The 16,171-nt window shown below is 63.4% G+C and carries 6 protein-coding genes; all 6 read right to left on the reverse strand.

The window, feature by feature from the left end; all coding sequences use genetic code 11:
• Positions 1-132 precede the first annotated feature (132 nt).
• Complete coding sequence (locus E1261_RS09965) at positions 133-741, reverse strand: hypothetical protein (RefSeq protein WP_132405082.1); 609 nt, start codon at positions 739-741, stop codon at positions 133-135.
• Between the two features lie 9 nt (positions 742-750).
• Positions 751-1,017 carry an Imm32 family immunity protein gene (locus E1261_RS09970; RefSeq protein WP_132405084.1) on the reverse strand — a complete coding sequence of 89 codons (267 nt, stop codon included), beginning with the start codon at positions 1,015-1,017 and terminating at the stop codon, positions 751-753.
• Positions 1,018-1,047: 30 nt separating this feature from the next.
• On the reverse strand, positions 1,048-5,283 hold the full coding sequence (locus tag E1261_RS09975) for an RHS repeat-associated core domain-containing protein (RefSeq protein WP_132405086.1): 4,236 nt from the start codon (positions 5,281-5,283) through the stop codon (positions 1,048-1,050).
• Between the two features lie 274 nt (positions 5,284-5,557).
• Positions 5,558-5,887 (reverse strand): YrhB domain-containing protein, encoded by a 330-nt coding sequence (locus tag E1261_RS09980; RefSeq protein ID WP_238176103.1) that lies wholly within the window; start codon positions 5,885-5,887, stop codon positions 5,558-5,560.
• Positions 5,884-12,291 (reverse strand): RHS repeat-associated core domain-containing protein, encoded by a 6,408-nt coding sequence (locus E1261_RS09985; RefSeq protein WP_132405088.1) that lies wholly within the window; start codon positions 12,289-12,291, stop codon positions 5,884-5,886. The genes E1261_RS09980 and E1261_RS09985 overlap by 4 nt, the downstream gene beginning before the upstream one ends.
• The gene (locus E1261_RS09990; protein ID WP_132405090.1) at positions 12,291-15,743 is read right to left on the reverse strand and encodes a LamG-like jellyroll fold domain-containing protein; all 3,453 of its coding nucleotides are present in this window, start codon (positions 15,741-15,743) and stop codon (positions 12,291-12,293) included. The genes E1261_RS09985 and E1261_RS09990 overlap by 1 nt, the downstream gene beginning before the upstream one ends.
• Positions 15,744-16,171 lie beyond the last annotated feature (428 nt).

Below are 16,171 nucleotides of genomic sequence, written 5' to 3' on the forward strand. Positions count from 1 at the left end.
GGGCGTGTAGGTCCAGGACTGCCAGTACGGCGCTGGTCCGCCGAGCCCGAGCGAACTCGGGGCCTGGGTGCAGTCGGCGTTGGCCGGGGTCCATGCTTCGGTGACGCGGCGGTGGCCGTCGTAGTCGAAGCACTAGGCGTCGCCGCCGTCGACCAGGTTGTGATCCTTGAGGACGTTGCCGCTCGGGTCGTAGATGTAGACGTGGTCGGAGAAGACCTGCTCCTTGCCGCCAATGCTGCGCAGCAGCCGGCCGGTGCCGTCCTCGTAGATGTTCGAGATCAGCATGTCGTGCTTCGAACCGAGGTCCAGCAGCGTCTGATCACCGAGCTGGTTGTAATCAGCATTGTTGACATAGGTTGCGCCCGCCGCGTTGTACATGCGATCCGGCAACCCCAGTGGGGTATAGGCGAACGAGACGTTGTCAGCGCCCAGACCACCACCATCGGAGTACGAAACAAACTCAGGCGTCTTCGCGTCCGGCTTGTAGCCGTAGTTCGTGTAGTAGCCATTCTTGAGCTCGACGCCTTCGGCCGACGGGATCCACCGGGTCACCTTGGTCGGGTTGTACAGGACGTTGCGGGAATCGATCGTCGTCAGATAGGCCGGACCGGCCTGTCCGGCGGTGTAGCTGGCCGACTCGGCCAACTGCCCCAGCAGATCCGACTTGTCATACTTCCAGGTGGCGAGCATGTTCGCTGGGGCGACTGCCTCCTTGTAGAGAGCCGTCTTACCTGAGTACAAATCATCTTATTATGCGAGATCCTCGTTCTTTTCAATTATAAGATCGATATCTGAGTTTATTTCTTGATCGGCAGTCAAATGCACGTGGTGGCCACTGGGCACCGCTGCCTGAGCAAGCGTCAACAGGTGCCGAGCGAGCGAAATCAAGCCAGCCTGATTCGCGGACAAATGAACCTCGGAGCCGTCGACATCAACCGTTACCTCGAAGCCATCTTCCCACTCAAACCGAAGGCCGCGAACCGCGTCATATTCTGGGACATCCAGGGAGATATTCAATTCAACCTCTATTTCGAATCTTGCAAGCAGCTACTTGAGATATATGTGACGGTTTTCGAGAACTTTGAGCTTCCCGGGCTTGAGTGGGTTCGGACCCAACCGCTCGAGATTGATATGCGGCCCACCGCCATGCTTCCCTAAGATATCACTGTCGCCTAGGCGTGCAACACGCGTGCCATCTTTGGAAACGAATCGACCACTCCCCGGCACTGGCTCCTTATAGCCGGGACCTAGCCACCTTTCTGCGGCGTCAAGGGCATCATCCGTGGAAATCGAGGAATTATCGAGCGGATTCCCGTCAGAATCATATCGCGATTTACCTTTTGGATCGTCCTCCTCTGGCGGTTGCGCCGCCGCGCCAGAGTTGCTTCCTGTCGAGGCAGATCCATCCGAGGATCCTGCGGAATTCTGGGCATCGATCGCCAGCAAGATGATCGACGAGCCCTTGAGGATGCCTCCCAGGAGGCCAGCGATGGCTGTCCCCTGAACGGTCGGGCCGCCGCCGTAGCCGGAGCCGGCGACGCCGCTGTTGTCTCCCTTGGGGTTGAAGCCTGTGGGGAGCATGCCCATGTTGAACCAGTTGTAGGAGCCGGTGGTTCCTACGGTGCCGATTACGGAGCCGGTTTGGTTGAGGGTTTGCTGGTAGATGCTGTCGGCGTAGTCGCCGGTTTCGTCGGTCAGATCGTCCCAGGTGGTGACGATGCCGCCGGGCCGGGTGGGGCTAATCGGGCAGAGGGATGTGTTGCCGTTGGTGCAGGTCGGGTTCCCCGGTGGGGGCTTTGGGTCGTTCTTACCCTCGTCCTCGATTCTTTCGCGCTCTTTTTCGATCTTCTTCTTCAGTTGGCATTGCGGATCACAAGCGGGGGGCGGCGGGGGCTTGGGGTCGCAGCGCTTAGTTTTGCACGGGTCGCAGTTCTTCTTGCAACCGCCATCATCGCCGCCATCACAGTTCTTGCCTTTACAGGGACCGCAGTTAGACTCCCCCTTGCCCTTGCCGTCGCATTTCCCGTCGCAGGTTCCGGTCTTCTTGCAGTTCGGCTTGGTATCTTCTGGAGGATTGCAAGGGAAGATGACTGCGTCGTCGACTGGCGAAAGGTAGCCATTCTCCAGGTCCCGCGTGCAGTCCTTGTTGTCTCCCCCGGGGTCTTTGAACGCGTGGCCGTCAGGGTCGTTGAAGGTGAGGGGGTTGCCGCCGGCGTAGGCGTAGAGGTTGGGTACGGCCGAGGCGACACCTGCGGCGTAGGACATGGTGTCCCGGGAGTTGAAGGTGCCGGACTCGGGGTTGTACCAGCGGGCGCCTTGGTTTACGTCGCCGGAACGGGGGTCGGTCCAGTCGCCTTGGTAGCCGATCCGGTATTTGAGGCCGGTGGCGCTGGTCGAGTTGCCAAAGGGGTCGAAGGTTCGGGTGTCAGGAAGGCCGGCGGACAGGGTGGTGTCAGTGGGGTCGAAGCCAGCTATGGCGTCGCCGTGGCGGTCTGAGAGGACCAGGCGCTTGGTGGTTTCGTAGCCGATCGACAAGAGGCCGTCGGAGGCTGAGCGGCCGAAGAACTGGGTGCCGTCGGAAACTACCTCGTCGGAGAAGCCGGCGTAGCGCATGCGGGCGGTGCCTGCTTGGACCGGTCGGTCCAGGGCGTCGTAGGTGAAGTCGCGGTCTGCCGTGCGAATCATGCGGTCGAAGGCGTCGAAGGTGAAGGCTTCGGTGGTGGTGGTTCCGCCTTCGGTGCTGACCCTGGAGAGCAGGGCTCCGCGCGGGGAGTATGTGTACGTCGAGGTGCCGTCGTTGATGAGGCGGTTGCGTTCGTCGTAGGTGGCTAGTTTGGTGCCGACCTTCGTGCGGTTGCTGGCGTTGTCCCAGCCGTATTGGGTTGCAGTGGTGCCCTTGGTCCAGGTGGTTAGGCGGCCTAGCTGGTCGTAGGCGTAGGTGTTGTCGCCTGCTCCGGCTACACCGGTGGTCTTCTTTGAGGTGACGTTGTTGTCGGGGTCGTAGCCATAGGTGATGGACGAGACCGATGTCGTACCGGCCTTCAGTACGTCGGAGTTCATCCGGCCGTATGGGTCGTACCCGATGGTGCGGATCCGCGCTGAGCCGTAGTCGATCGTCGACAGCTGGCCGGCGGCGTTGTAGCCGAGGGTCTGCAGTGTCCGGGTGACTGGATCGGTGGCGGTGGCTGGGCGACCGTTGGTGTAGGTGAAGTCGGCCGTACCGGCTGCGTCGATGCGCTGGGTGAGCTGACCATCGGGGTTGTAGCCGTGGGTTGAGGTGCCTGACGGGCCGTCGGCTCGGAGGAGCATGCCGCGGTCGTTGTAGGTGTAGGTGTTGACGCCGTCGAGAGAACTCGTGGTGGCGACGCGGCCTGCAAGGTCGTAGGTCAGGTCGCGGGTCGCGGTCGAGGCCTCGGCTCCGGTGCCGTCTTCCTTGGACAACCGACCGGCTGCATCGAAGGTCCGATTGCGTACGACGCCACCGGGCGACAGCAGCGAGACCGCGTTGCCGGCTGCGTCGTACGACGCTGTCCAGGTGCGGTCAGCGGCTGCCGGGTGCGCCGTGGTCGAAGGCTCGATGACCTTCTCGGGCAGCCCGAGCGTGTTGAGGGTGTAGACGGTCGAGTTGCCGCGGCCATCGGTGTAGCGAGTCCGGTTGCCGGCTGCGTCGTACCCGTATGAGATGTTGATCGAGTCGGTCGCGTTCACCGAGTCGACCTGAGCGATCAGCCGCCCAAGTGCGTCGTAGGTGTACGTCGTTGCCCGATTGCCGGAGGCCGGTGTCGACGACTTCAGGTTCCCGTCGGCATCGTAGGCGAGGCTCGTTGTGCCGAGCGCGGTGTTCGAAGAGTTCAGCGTCTTCGACGTGATCAGCTGACCCGCCTTGTCGTACGCCGCGACGCTGCTGCGTCCCAGCGCATCCGAGGACCGGACCTGCCTACCCGCGTAGTCGTAGCCGAAGCGGCTGACCACGTTGTTCGGATCCGTCGACTGGATCAGCTGCCCGAGACTGTCGTACGTGCTGGTGGCGGAGGCTCCAGAAGGCGCCTGGGCCTTCACCACGTTGTCCATGTCGTCGTAGGTCAGCCGCGTGACGAAGTTCGCCGCCGTGGGCTTCCGCTCAACCGCGGTCGACGTGGCAACCCGATCAAGATCGTCGTACGTCAATCGAGTCACCGCACCGAGCGCATCGGTCGTCGACTCGACATCACCGTTCGGCGTGTACGTCGCCTTGCTGATCACGCGCTCGTCGTTCGTCTTGCCCGGCGCGTCGACCTGGACCTGCCGGTTCAGGTGATCGTAAGTGAATCGGGTCGCGTTGCCACGCTCGTCGATCTGCTCCAGCAGATTGCCCACCGGGTCATAGCGGAACGCAGTCTTCGGAGTCAGCGCCGATCCACCCGGAGGTGTGTACGACGGTGCTGCCACCTCGACCTGGCGGCCCAGCTTGTCGAACGAGGACTTCACCACGTTGCCGAGGGCATCCTTCGACGAGGTCGCCTGCCCGAACGCGCCGTACCCGATCGTCGCAGTCGGCTGCACGTCAGCCGGCGCACCGCCGTTGGACTCGGCCTTGACCTTCGGCGCGACCGTCTTCACGAGACGCCCGAGTTCGTCGTAGCTGGAGACGCTGGTGAAGTCAGCCTTGACTGCGCCTGACACGTTGCCGCGCGGCGAGGTAGTGGAGGTGGCGAGCCCGCGCTGGTCATAGGTCCAAGACGTCAGCAGGTTGCCGCTGGCGTTCTCCACCGTCTGCGACACCCGACGTCCGGCCGCATCGAAGACGAAGGAGGTCGCCTCGGTCACTGCCGTCGGACCGGCGATGTCCGCGTTTGACCATTCGCCCGTCGTCTCCTGGCGGGTCACGTTGCCCGCGAGGTCGTGCGTGGACGTCGTCTTACGCTTCAGCCCTGTCGGGTCGGTGATCTCGGTCGTTACCCGTCCGACCTTGTCGATCGTGTAGGTCGTCGTCGACTTGCCGTTGTCGGTGACCGACTTGATCCGGTTTCCGGCGTTGTCGTAGGTGTTGTCCTCCAGTACGACGTCCCGCGTCGAACCGTCGGGATCGTGGAACCCGACCAGCTTCCGGCTCTTCAGCGAATCATCGGCGTTGTAGGTAAGGCTCACCACGCGGCCCATCGCGTCGACCTCGGCCACCTTGCGGCCCGCGGGGTCGTACTGCGTCTTGGAGCGAACCTTGTAGTCAACGCCTTCACGCGGCTCGTCGACTGGAGGATTGTTCGGGTCGACCGGCTGGTTCATGTCCCAGACCTCGGTCGGCATCTTCAGATCACTGAACTTGTACTCGAACCGGTTGCCGTTGGCATCCTCCGACCAGGTCCGGTTCCCCGAAGCGTCGTACCCCTGCTCTATCGCTTCGGCGTGATCCGCGTCCGGCCGAAGGCGGCGGCCACTCCCGTAACAGTCCCGCCGCCGGGACGCTGTCGATTGAGGTAAGACTTTCCCTTTACGGCACTGTCGTAAAGGGAACCACCATCAACGCAGCTTCGAGATTCGTTTTCGACAGTTTGCCATCTTGGCGACGACTCCGACAACCTCAGTCAGGCTCCCCAAATTCCTCGGTGATCGGACGCTCCCCGAGTTGCTCCTCGATCGGGCTCCCGGACCCGCCCAGGTAGAGAGGAGCACCCGACTTCGGCACGACGACAGGCCCATTCCCCACGAGTGAGTCGGTGAGCTTCATCCCGATCAGAAATCGGCGCGTGTTATAGCCGAACACGAAGAAGCTCGGAAATTCCTCGCACGAGCAGATGACAACATCAGCCCCGTGCACAGGCCGGATCCTCATATCAAGCAACTCCTGAGTTGCCTCAAATGCATCCTGAAGTAGCACCGGGCCTTCCCCTTGCGGCTGCACCAAATTCACCTCGTCCTAATAAATGCAGTACGTCGGAAACTTCTTTCAAACACTCCAGCACCGCCACTTTGGAAGTCAACAAAATTGACTTGCCCGCGCTGTACGACCGCATTAAAGACGTGCGCAGTCCCTCTGCGCTCGCCGTAGACGATGCCGCGGGCACCTTCTCCTGCCGCCAGCAACTCTGCTTCGATCTTAGGCCGTCCCATCCAACGCCATGTTGATCCAGCATATCGCTCGATCAAGACCATCCCGTCAGCAAACGGCTCATCCGGATTTCGCTTGATCGCGGATGCCGGGCTTCCGCCGAGGGTTGAATCTCCAGCAATCGCACAGGAGACGCAGTTCTGGGTACCTCCAACCTTGTTCACGGAGCCGCGTGTCGCCTTCGGACTTGCCCCGCCGAGGGCTGCGTTGCCTTCAGCGCTGCCGGCTTTTCCGAGAGCCGCCTTTCCGACCGTTCCCGCGGTTAGGGCAGCCGCAGCAGGGATGCCAGCTCCGACCGCACTACTAGCAGCACCTGAGGCCGTGCCTATTGCCACTTCCGTGGCGTAGGTGGCTGTATCGAACGACTCTTGGTCATCGAGAGCAATCCGAGCGCCGTATCCCAGACTTGCACCGGACGCCCCCATTACTGCACCGGCGACAATCAGGCAGCCTATTCCGGCGGTACCAGCACAGAATGCGATTGTTCCGGCGACGGCCACGCCAATGGCGATGCCTGTACCGATCTCAGAGGCGTGGTCCTGGGCCCATTGGTGGGCGTGGTCAACGGTGTCCTTGACGTTGTCGGCTACGCGGTCGTACCAGCGCTTCTTCTTTTTGGGGTGGTTGGTGCCGCCGTCGTCGTTGCCGCCGCCATCGCCATAGCCGGCGTTGGGGCCGTTGGGGTTGGGGTTGGTGTTGGGACAGCCGGGGCAGTACTGCGTGTCGACGTCGTCGTCGGTGTAGCCGCCGCCTCCCTCGCCGTCGTCGGAGTTGATGAGGCCGGTGGGGTCTGAGCCGGAGACGGGGTTGTCGTTGGCGTAGGTGTAGCCGAGCATTTGCTGGGGGTCGTTGGGGTCCAGCAGGGGGTCGAGGCTGATGAAGCGGCCGATGGTGGGGTCGTATTCGCGGGCGCCGACTGTGGTCAGGCCGGTTAGCTTGTCTTCGGGTTTGTTGAGGAAGCCGTGGTCGTCGGGCCAGGCCACTGCGGCACCGCGTGGGTCGCCGAAAGGTTTGGCGTAGCGCTTGGTCGGAGTCAGGGTGGCCGCATTCACGGCTACCTGGGAGGTGCCGTGGTAGTCGGTGACGAGCCAGGACACGTCGGAGGTCGGGGTGCCGTTGTCTGTGCGGACGGCGATGGTTTGGCCATTGAAGCTGTACTGGCGCTTGCCTTGGACCTTGCGGGTGGCCTTATCGAGGGTCAGCTCGAGCTCGCCGAGGAACAGGGTTACCTCGGTCGGGTTACGGCGGACCAGCAGGCTGCCATCGGCGTCGTAGACGTACTCGGTGTCACCTTCAGTGCCGGACAGCTTGGTGAGCTTGCCCTGCGCATTCCAGGTGAGCGTCTGACCGGGCCGCACGGTGGTATTTCCGCGGGCGTCGTAATCGAAGGCCTTCACCGGGCCGGCACCTACACCGACCTGGGTGACGCTGGCCAGCGTGTGCGGCTGGTTAGTGTTGTAGGCGAAAGTACTCGTGGTGTTGCCGGCCGTGGAGTGATCGACCTGCGTTTTCCGGAGACCGGTCGGCGTGTAGGTCCAGGACTGCCAGTACGGCGCCACGCCGCCGAGCCCCAGTGCACTCGGGGCCTGTGTGCAGTCGGCGTTGGCCGGAGTCCAGGCTTCGGTGAGACGGCGATGACCGTCGTAGTCGAAGCACTGGGCGTCGCCGCCGTCGACCAGGTTGTGATCCTTGAGGACGTTGCCGGTTGCGTCATAGGTGTAGACGTGGTCGGAGAAGACCTGCTCCTTGCCGCTGGTGCTGCGGCTCAGACGTCGGGTGCCGTCCTCGTAGATGTTCGAGACCGGCATGTCATGCTTCGAGCCGAGATCGAGCAGTGTCTGGTCGCCGAACTGGTTGTACTCGGCATCGTTCACATAGGTCGCGCCCGCCGCGTTGTACATGCGCTGCGGCAAGCCCTGCGGCGTGTAGGAGAACGAGACGTTGTCCGCCCCTAGCCCACCACCATCGGGGTAGGAGATCAGTTTCGGTGTCTTCTGGTCCGGCTTGTAGTCGTAGTTCGTGTAGTAGCTACCGCCGAGCTCGGCACCTTCTTTGGCCGACGGGATCCACTTGGTCACCTTCGTCGGGTTGTACAGAACATTGCGAGAATCGATCGTCGTCAGGTACTTCGGACCGGCCTGCCCGTCGGTGTAACTGGCCGATTCGGCCAACTGCCCTAGCAGGTCGGTCTTGTCGTACTTCCAGTTCGCGAGCATGTTCGCCGGCGCGGCCGTCGACTTGTACAGCGCTGTCTTACGGTCCAGCGAGTCGTACGTCGTGACGAGCGTGTTGCTGGTCGAATCCGTCGTGGACACCAGGCGGTCGCCTTCGTCGTACGTCGACGTCGACTTCCCGGAGTCAGGATCCGTGCTCTCGATCTTCCGCCCGCGAAGGTCGTACTTGTTGGTCCAGACTCCACTGGCGCCGTCCATCCGGACCATCCGGCCGGCAAGGTCATAGGTGTACTTCGTGACATCAGGAGTACCGCTCAGCGTGTTGCCGCTGTACTCGCGGCGCTCGACGACCTGGCCCCTCGCGTCGGCGACGGTCGACGTCGCGCTGCTCCCGGCGGGTGGCAGCACAGTGGTCGTGTCACCGCCGTAGAGGGTTGTAGTCGACCACTTCGGCTGCAGCGCACTCATGAACGTCGACCTGACGTTCCGCCCCGCACCGTCGTACTCGTTGAACGTCTGGTTGGGCACGGACGCGTTCGGTACGTCGACCAGGACGGCCGCAGGTGCCGACTCGTTCCAGATGTCGCTGTTCGCATAGATCGCCCGGCCGCTCGCGTCGTACCGGGTCTCGCTGATGACGCGACCGGTGTTCGCTCCCGGCGCCTGGGACTGCCGAGGGCGCAGCAGCGAGTCGTACAGCTGGTACGACGTGATGTAGCCGTTCGCCTCGATGTTCAGCGAGTCGGTGCGGATGGACGAGGCCGAGGTGTTCGAGATCGTGTACGTGTACTTGGTGTTGGCGAGTTTAGGCGAAGCAATCACCTGGCTCGGCAGCCACACCGAGGTCAGACGACCGAGCGCGTCGTAGGCCATCTCCGTGGCCTTGCCGTTCGGATCGGTAGTCTTCGACGGCAGACCCCACTCGGGTCGATAGGTCGTTGTCGTTGTGAAGTTGACCGCCGCTCCGTCGTACTTGTTCACGGTCGGTGCTTTCACCACGGTCTGGGTCAGCGGACCAGTGAGCGCGGGCGTGTATGCCGTCGTAGTGACTCGTCCGAGGGCATCGCCCGACGACGTGACCCGGCCGAGCGCATCATATCCCTTGGTACCGGTCTTCTGGTACGACGGGACGCCGTCGGTGTAATGCTGAAGCCGCTCGATGCTCGTCGCGTCGCCGAGCGTCACCGTGCCGAACGGCTTGCCGTCGTAGTAGCTCCGCACGTCCGACAGAACCCGATCCTCCGGCGGACTCGCGGACGTGGCGTCACAGGCACCGGTCGACGACACGTTCCGCAGCGGCAGCGCGATCAGCCCAGTTGCCGGATTCTTGGCATAGCTCGTCAGTGTGCAGGTCTCGTCGCCACTCTTCGCAGCGTCGCCGAAGTCAGTGACCTTGACCGGCAGGTTGTTGTCCGGGTCGTACTGCGTCGCCGTCGAACGAACCAGGTCCGCACGGCCCCCGTCGCGAGTGGTTCGGGACTTCGTGGCCGACGTACCGACAAAGTTGGACTTCAGCACGCCACCGGGGACGGTCTGACTGGCCTTCTCATCGATCGAGTAATCGGTGATCGACCCGGAGATCTCCGTGTTCGACGTCGCGTTCGGGTAGGTGACCTGTTCACGCGGGCTGCCGGCCAGCGGCTCGGCGTCAGCCTTGACTGTGCCTTCGGAGTCAGCGATATCGACATTCCGCCGGGCAGTCGTGCCCTCGAGTTTGTCGCCGTCCATCCCGCGGAAGTACCTGGTAACACTTCGCGACCGTTTCGCCGGCTCGGCCGGATCGCCGACGTACGTCGTGACCGTGCCGTAGCCACGCCATTCGGACCAAGTCTTGTCCTCGGTCTTCAGCATCGGCGACTCCTGGAAGTGCCAGGCGCCACCGCCGGAATAGACGTACTGCGTCGTCATCATGGCGCCGTTGCCGATCTCATCGGCCGTCACGACGCTGTCCAGAACGTACTTGTGGAACCAGTCGGTGCGCTCGACCTCCCCCGGCGGAGTCCACTCAGCCGGATAGCAGCGCTTGGTGTTGGTGTCCTTGTCCGGCCGCTCGCCGGACATACACTCCTTTGGCGCGTAGTTGACCATGATCTTGGCGCCGGTCTCGGTGTTGATCTCGCCGATTCGATACCGAACCATGCCCGGCAGACCATCTGACGTATTGTCGACCCGGTTGGCCAGACCGACCTTCTTGAAAGTCACGTTCGGAACGCTCAACGCCGTGCCAACCTGACCGCTGTGCGAGATGCCGTTCAGCCACATCGGCTTGCTGGCAGTGTCGCCGTTCGACTCGAAGGTCAGGTTGGTCTGCCACAAGTCGACCGGCTGGAGGGCGGATCCGACCATCGTCTGGGTCTGGATCTGATACAGCCGCTTGCGCGTGAAGAAGGTCGGCGAAACCTTGTTGGTGCAGGCGGTTGTTCCCTCGCAAATCTGGTCGAACGGGACGTCCGGCCAGTTCGCCTTAGTCGTGCTGTTCAGAGTCGAGCAGTTCGCCAGACAACGTTCGGCGGTCGTGTAGACGACCTGGTGCGGCGCAACCGTGGTGTCGGACAGCGTGTCCTCACGGAGGCCGTAGTCGATCCGGTTCAGGTAGCCGCCACGGACGTACGGCGTACCCGGCGAAGCGACACCGTTCTTCGCATAGTTGTTGACCTCTTTGGTGTACCAGTACGACATCGCGTTGCCATGCAGATCGACGACGTAGTCAAGATTCCAGCGCCAGGCCAACGTGCACAGGGAAGCGGCGAAGGTGGAGGCGTGGCAGGGCTCGCCCGCGTCGTCACCCGCAACCGGCACAGTGAAGACCGACTGGGTGTACTTCTGCATACCGGTCTTGAGTTGGTGCTTGCCGAAGTAGTACTGGGTGCCGTCGGTCGCCGTGACCTTCCAGTACTCCTTGCGAGAGTCGCCATTGATGACGGTCGTGATCAGCTTCTCGACCTTCGACCCGTCGTCGTTCTTGAGCTTCCAGGTGCTCGCTCCGGTGTCTCCACCGGACGTGCGGACAAGCTCGTTCGACTTGCCGTTCAGAGTCAGCGTGGCGTTGTCGTACTTCCAGCACTGGTCGTACTTGCCCTGGTTGCCGTCCTCGTCGCAGCTCGTGTACTTACGCTCGACGAACGACTCGGTCAGATCGAACCCTTCGCCAACCCACGAGACCTGGTTGTTCGTGGCCGAGGTGCGACCGTCGACCGACTGCGCGGAATACGAGAAGGCCAGGCTCGGCATCGGTCCAGCCGCGGCCGGCGGCACGCGCAGCGGGTAAGACCAGGTGAAATCACCGCTGGAGCCACCACCCGACCAGCTCGAGGAGGCCGCCAGTCCTGTCGCGGCATAGTCACCGGTGCTGGACTCCGAGCCTGCCGTGACGGCGAAGACCGACTGCTGCGTGCTCAGGGGCGCCTTCGCGGTCACCGTCTTCGACGCCGCGTCGTTTCGGCTCTGGAGCGGCGTGCTCGTTGTGCATTCAGGAACGTTCGGCGTTGTCAGAACGCACGCCGGCAGAGCGATGACCTGGAGGCGCTGATCCCAGTCGGCACCGTATGCCTTCGCATAGCCGGAGTAGTCGAAGGTCAGCTGGGCATCAGGGACGGCCTTCGGCGTCGTGGCCTTGACCAGCACTCCACTGATGCCGGCGCGCGCACTTGCCGCCTGGTCGAGAAACTCGAGATCGGCGGTAACTCCCGTGCCGGCCTTCGCCGAAGTGGCCGTCACCAAGCCCTTGGACTTCGCTGCGGGAGCATCGACGATGACTTTCTGGCGGCCTGGCGCCGGCCAGTTGACCGGCTGGCTCGCAACCTTGGCAGCATCGGCGGCTGCCGCCGCGGGGTCGACCTCGCTAGGTGGCGCCACCGACTTGCGCGGCGTCACCTTGGCATTCTTCTGCTTGGTCGCCTTCGGGGCGTTCGGGTACTTGTCCTGAGCCTCGGCCGAGCTGGTCGGGCCGACGACTGCCACGGCCGCAGTCAGCGACAGGGCGAGCAGGATCGGCAGGCTACGGGTCTTGAGTTTGCGCACGGTTCGCCTCATCAGGAGCAGCTCACCTTTCCGGCTTCGGTGCACAGATCGTGGTCCGGTACAACGCCCGCGTAGACACGAAGGTCGTCGAGGGAGCCGGTGAACGGCACGTAGGTAGCGTCCGCCGGTGGCTTACCGACCACGGTTGTGCCGGTGGTGAAGGGGGAAGCGAACGGGTTACTGCTCCCGTTGGCCGACCGGTCGGCCAGCTTCAGGAAGATCTGGTCGGTCGCTGCGTCGTACTGAGCCGCGAGTGCGGTCCACTCTTCCGACGCTGCCATGGTTGTCGTGCTCTGGATCGCTGAGGTGCTAACGCCTGACGTTGAGTCTGCGCTCGATCTGACGAAGGCCCACTCCGCCTTGTCGTCGGTGGCGAGTCGCCGATATTCCAGTCGCCAGGAGTCCTTGGTCGTACCGGCCTGCCGAACGATCACCTGGTTCTTCGAGGGGTCTGCGAGCTTGACCCACACCAGGACCGTGAAGCCTCCTGAGGCATCAACCAGGGGACGACCGATAGAGACGCTCTCGGCGCTCTGTCCGGTCCCGGTCAGAACCTTTCCGCGCTCGTCGTCCTCGGTGATCGCCGCACTCTGGTCCGTACCGGCGAAACCGGCGACATTCAGGTTCGACCCGTACACGGTGTCCGGAGTCGTTCCACCGGCAGTCGTTTCGAAGGGGTAATTCGCGGTCAGACCTGCGATCGGGAGGTCGTTGCCGGACTGATCGATGCGGGGACTTGCGAGTTGTTCGGCCTCGGCGGGTTGAACGATGCGCTGGTAGATCTTGACCTCGTCGACCGAGCCGGGAAAGATGCCCGGGCCCATGTTGGGATCGGATCGCACCGATGCCACCTCCACCTTGCCGGTGGCCTTCCAGGGCGTGTGGGTGAACGTCACGGATTTCTGAAACCTGCCGTTGACGTACAGAGTCATCGTCTTGGCGGTGGCGTCGTAGACACCGAGCAGGTGCGTCCACGCGTTCTTGACCGGCGGGGTCAGCGATTCCACCCGTGCCTGGGGCTGCGCGGGTGTATCCGAGATCGTCTGGATGAAGGTCCAACGGTTGGTGGTCGCGTTGTACCGCAACTGGCCACCGTGCGCCACCTGTCCGGTAATGGTGACCACGCCGCTGTCCGTCGTACCGGTCAGCCGGGCCCAGGCCGAGATACTGAAGTTCTTGGACGTGTCCACGAACGTTGCCGGTGTCGTCGCACGGCTATTGACGCCGTTGGAGAGCAAGGACCCCTTGACTCTGCCTCTGCTGTCGAACTGGGCGTCCGTCACAGTCAACGGATGGTTGTTGCCCGTCGAATCCGGGGCGATACCGCCCGATCCGTCGTCAAAACTCCAGGCAGCTGCTGGTGGTGGCTGGGCGCCGACACCAAGCTTGTGGTATGCCGTCTTGCTGGGGTGATCGGCCGCATCGTGAGACTGGGCGCCCAGCAGCATGATGGTCGGATTGGGCGTCACCAGGAACACCGTGACCGAGTTCGAGTTGACGCGGGTCATCTTGCCGTTGAAGCCGTAGCTGATGGCAGTGACATCGGGACTGCTCGACGAGATCGTGTATTTGACCTTCTCGCCGAACGGAACCACGAGGGGGCAGACGTTCGGATCCGGGCTGGTCAGACAATTCGTCACGACCTGACCGTTGTACTCCGCCTTGATCGTGGGCGGCGGCGGTGGTGTGGTGTCGATCTTGAAGAAGCAAGGCTGCGACCACTCCGACAGGAGTTCGCCGGCCGGCGTCGGATAGACCGTCTGCGCGTTGTAGGTGTACAACCTGCCCTCGACCAGATTGAACCCCGGGGCTCGCACCTGGCGGACACCCGGAGACGCGAGACCGCTGTCCAAGCCAAAATTGGTGCCGCTGCTATCCCGGATCAGGAACCGGACGAAGACCCGGGCGGTGGAATCGCCGACCCCGACCTTGCCTGCCGCGTAGACCTCTGGCTTGAGCGAGGCCACGATTGTGGGATTGGTCGACGGTGCGCAGGGCTCCGGGAAGTCGGTCGGAGTAGCGGCGCCCAGATTCTCTCCAGGAAGCGGGTAGGCGACGTACTCGACGTGGAGCTGGGACCTGGCGTCGAATTGCTTCCAGGCGATCATGTCGGTCTCGTCCGAGGCACGCAGCCGGAAGCTGGTCGAGGTGAGGTTGGCGTTCGAGGTGGCCTGCATCGAGGCTGTGACCTCGAACTCGAGGAAGCCTGCGGGGCAGGCCGAGCTCCAGCCCTTGGCGTCGACCACGGACGCGACGTCGGCCTCGACTGCGGGCTGGTTGTTCCAGGTCGTGCGAGGGGAGATCGGCTTGACCCGCGAGAGGATGACGCCTTTCTTGGTGCAGCTGGCCGAGTGGGTTTCGTAGGCCGTCATCGACGCCTTGATGATCTTTTTGTTGGTGTAGTACGAGGTGTTGAACTGGTAGTAGGAGCGGACGATCTTGCTCTGCTCCCAGCCCTCGTAGCCGACGCCGAGGCTGTGTTCGGTCTTCCAGAACGACGTGCTCGGGTACAGCTCCCAGGCGGCAGTCCAGCCGACGCGGTCCTTGGTGAGTTCCATCGTGGGGTCGATCACGACCGGGAAGACCGTGTCGGCTGCGGCAAGCATCCGCTGATCGGGCTTGACCGTCAGTCCCGCCGCGGTGCCGTCGAACTGCATCAGCGCGCGCTTCGCCTGGCCCGACGGCCCCTCGCCGACCGCCATCGCGGCGCTCGGCTTTGCGTTGGACTTGGTGCCGCCTGCGTCCCACATCAGCGCCTCGCCGACGGACAGGACCTGGCGGCCGGAGCGATCGACGTACGACGGGCGGCCCGGCTGGGTCGTACGCAGCTCGAGGTTCTGGGTGGTGACGGGGAAGGTCAGAGCCTTCAGGGCCGGGTTCAAGGCGGCTTCGCGGGTCTGGACGACCAGGTTGTAGCTGAAGGTGTCAGAGGTGGCGTTGACTACCAGGTCGACGCCGGGCAGGACTCCGGCGTACGTCGCCTTGGAGCCGGACAAGGTCGGTTTCGGCAAGGCCCACGGGCTGTTCAGTTCGAAGGTGGCGCCGTCGTGCTTGTAGCGCGCCAGCGGGCCGGCGCCGCCGTTCGAGAAGGCGACATCCGAACCAGAGGCCTTCGGCGCGACGAGTCCGTCAGCGCGGGTCTCGAGAGTGGAATCGAGGTCCACCCAGCCCGTGCCCCTGCGCATCCGCACTGGCTGGTTCGAGATCTCGGCCTGCAAGGTGCCCTGCGGAGTCGCGACGGTGCGCGTGTACTCCGTGAGCTTGTCTTCCACCTCTACCGAGGTGTTGAACTGTGCGGCCAGGCGCGAGGCTTCAGCCTCGGTCTTGGCCGATTTCGGCGCCACCGGTGGCTTGGCGGCCACCGCTGGAGACGTCCCGACCAGCCCGGACGCGACCATCGTCGCTGCGGAAAGAACACCGATCGGGCGCGCGAAGGCGCGCAGAACCCACCCGTTGAAAGACATGCCTCACCCCTGAAGTCACCACAGTTGAACTGCCAGCACCCCCGAGGTGCGCTTCTCGATGGCGGTAGAGAAGCGCACTAACGGTGACCCACGGATACGCTCCGAGTCAACAAAATTGCACGAAGTGACATACGGGAGTACCTGGTCAACCGCCGGAAGAGCTGTTCGTGCAGGTCAGAGCGCTGCCCGACCCGTACAACCCGGCGGAGGGTCGTTGCAGCCGGCGATGTCGCGCTGCGTCTTGGGCCGGACCTTGGAGTTGTAACGGCCCTGCCGCTGTCCCGAATCAACGCCGAGCATGTTGCGTAAGGCAACGGTTACGGCGAGCGATGGATTTGCTTGTGTCTGAAGGGGTGCGCGGGGCTTCCGGTTCTGGACAATGGCAGCAATTGCGCGGGGTCGGTGGTGGTTGTCCGGTACGGTCGGGG

It is taken from the genome of Kribbella albertanoniae, assembly GCF_004348455.1.
Classification (GTDB): domain Bacteria; phylum Actinomycetota; class Actinomycetes; order Propionibacteriales; family Kribbellaceae; genus Kribbella; species Kribbella albertanoniae.

What these genes read in the sequence shown, in the direction of transcription:
- E1261_RS09990 (WP_132405090.1), bottom strand. Translation starts at nt 15,743, where the DNA reads ATGTCTTTCAACGGGTGGGTTCTGCGCGCCTTCGCGCGCCCGATCGGT.
- E1261_RS09985 (WP_132405088.1), bottom strand. Translation starts at nt 12,291, where the DNA reads ATGAGGCGAACCGTGCGCAAACTCAAGACCCGTAGCCTGCCGATCCTG.
- E1261_RS09975 (WP_132405086.1), bottom strand. Translation starts at nt 5,283, where the DNA reads ATGCCGACCGAGGTCTGGGACATGAACCAGCCGGTCGACCCGAACAAT.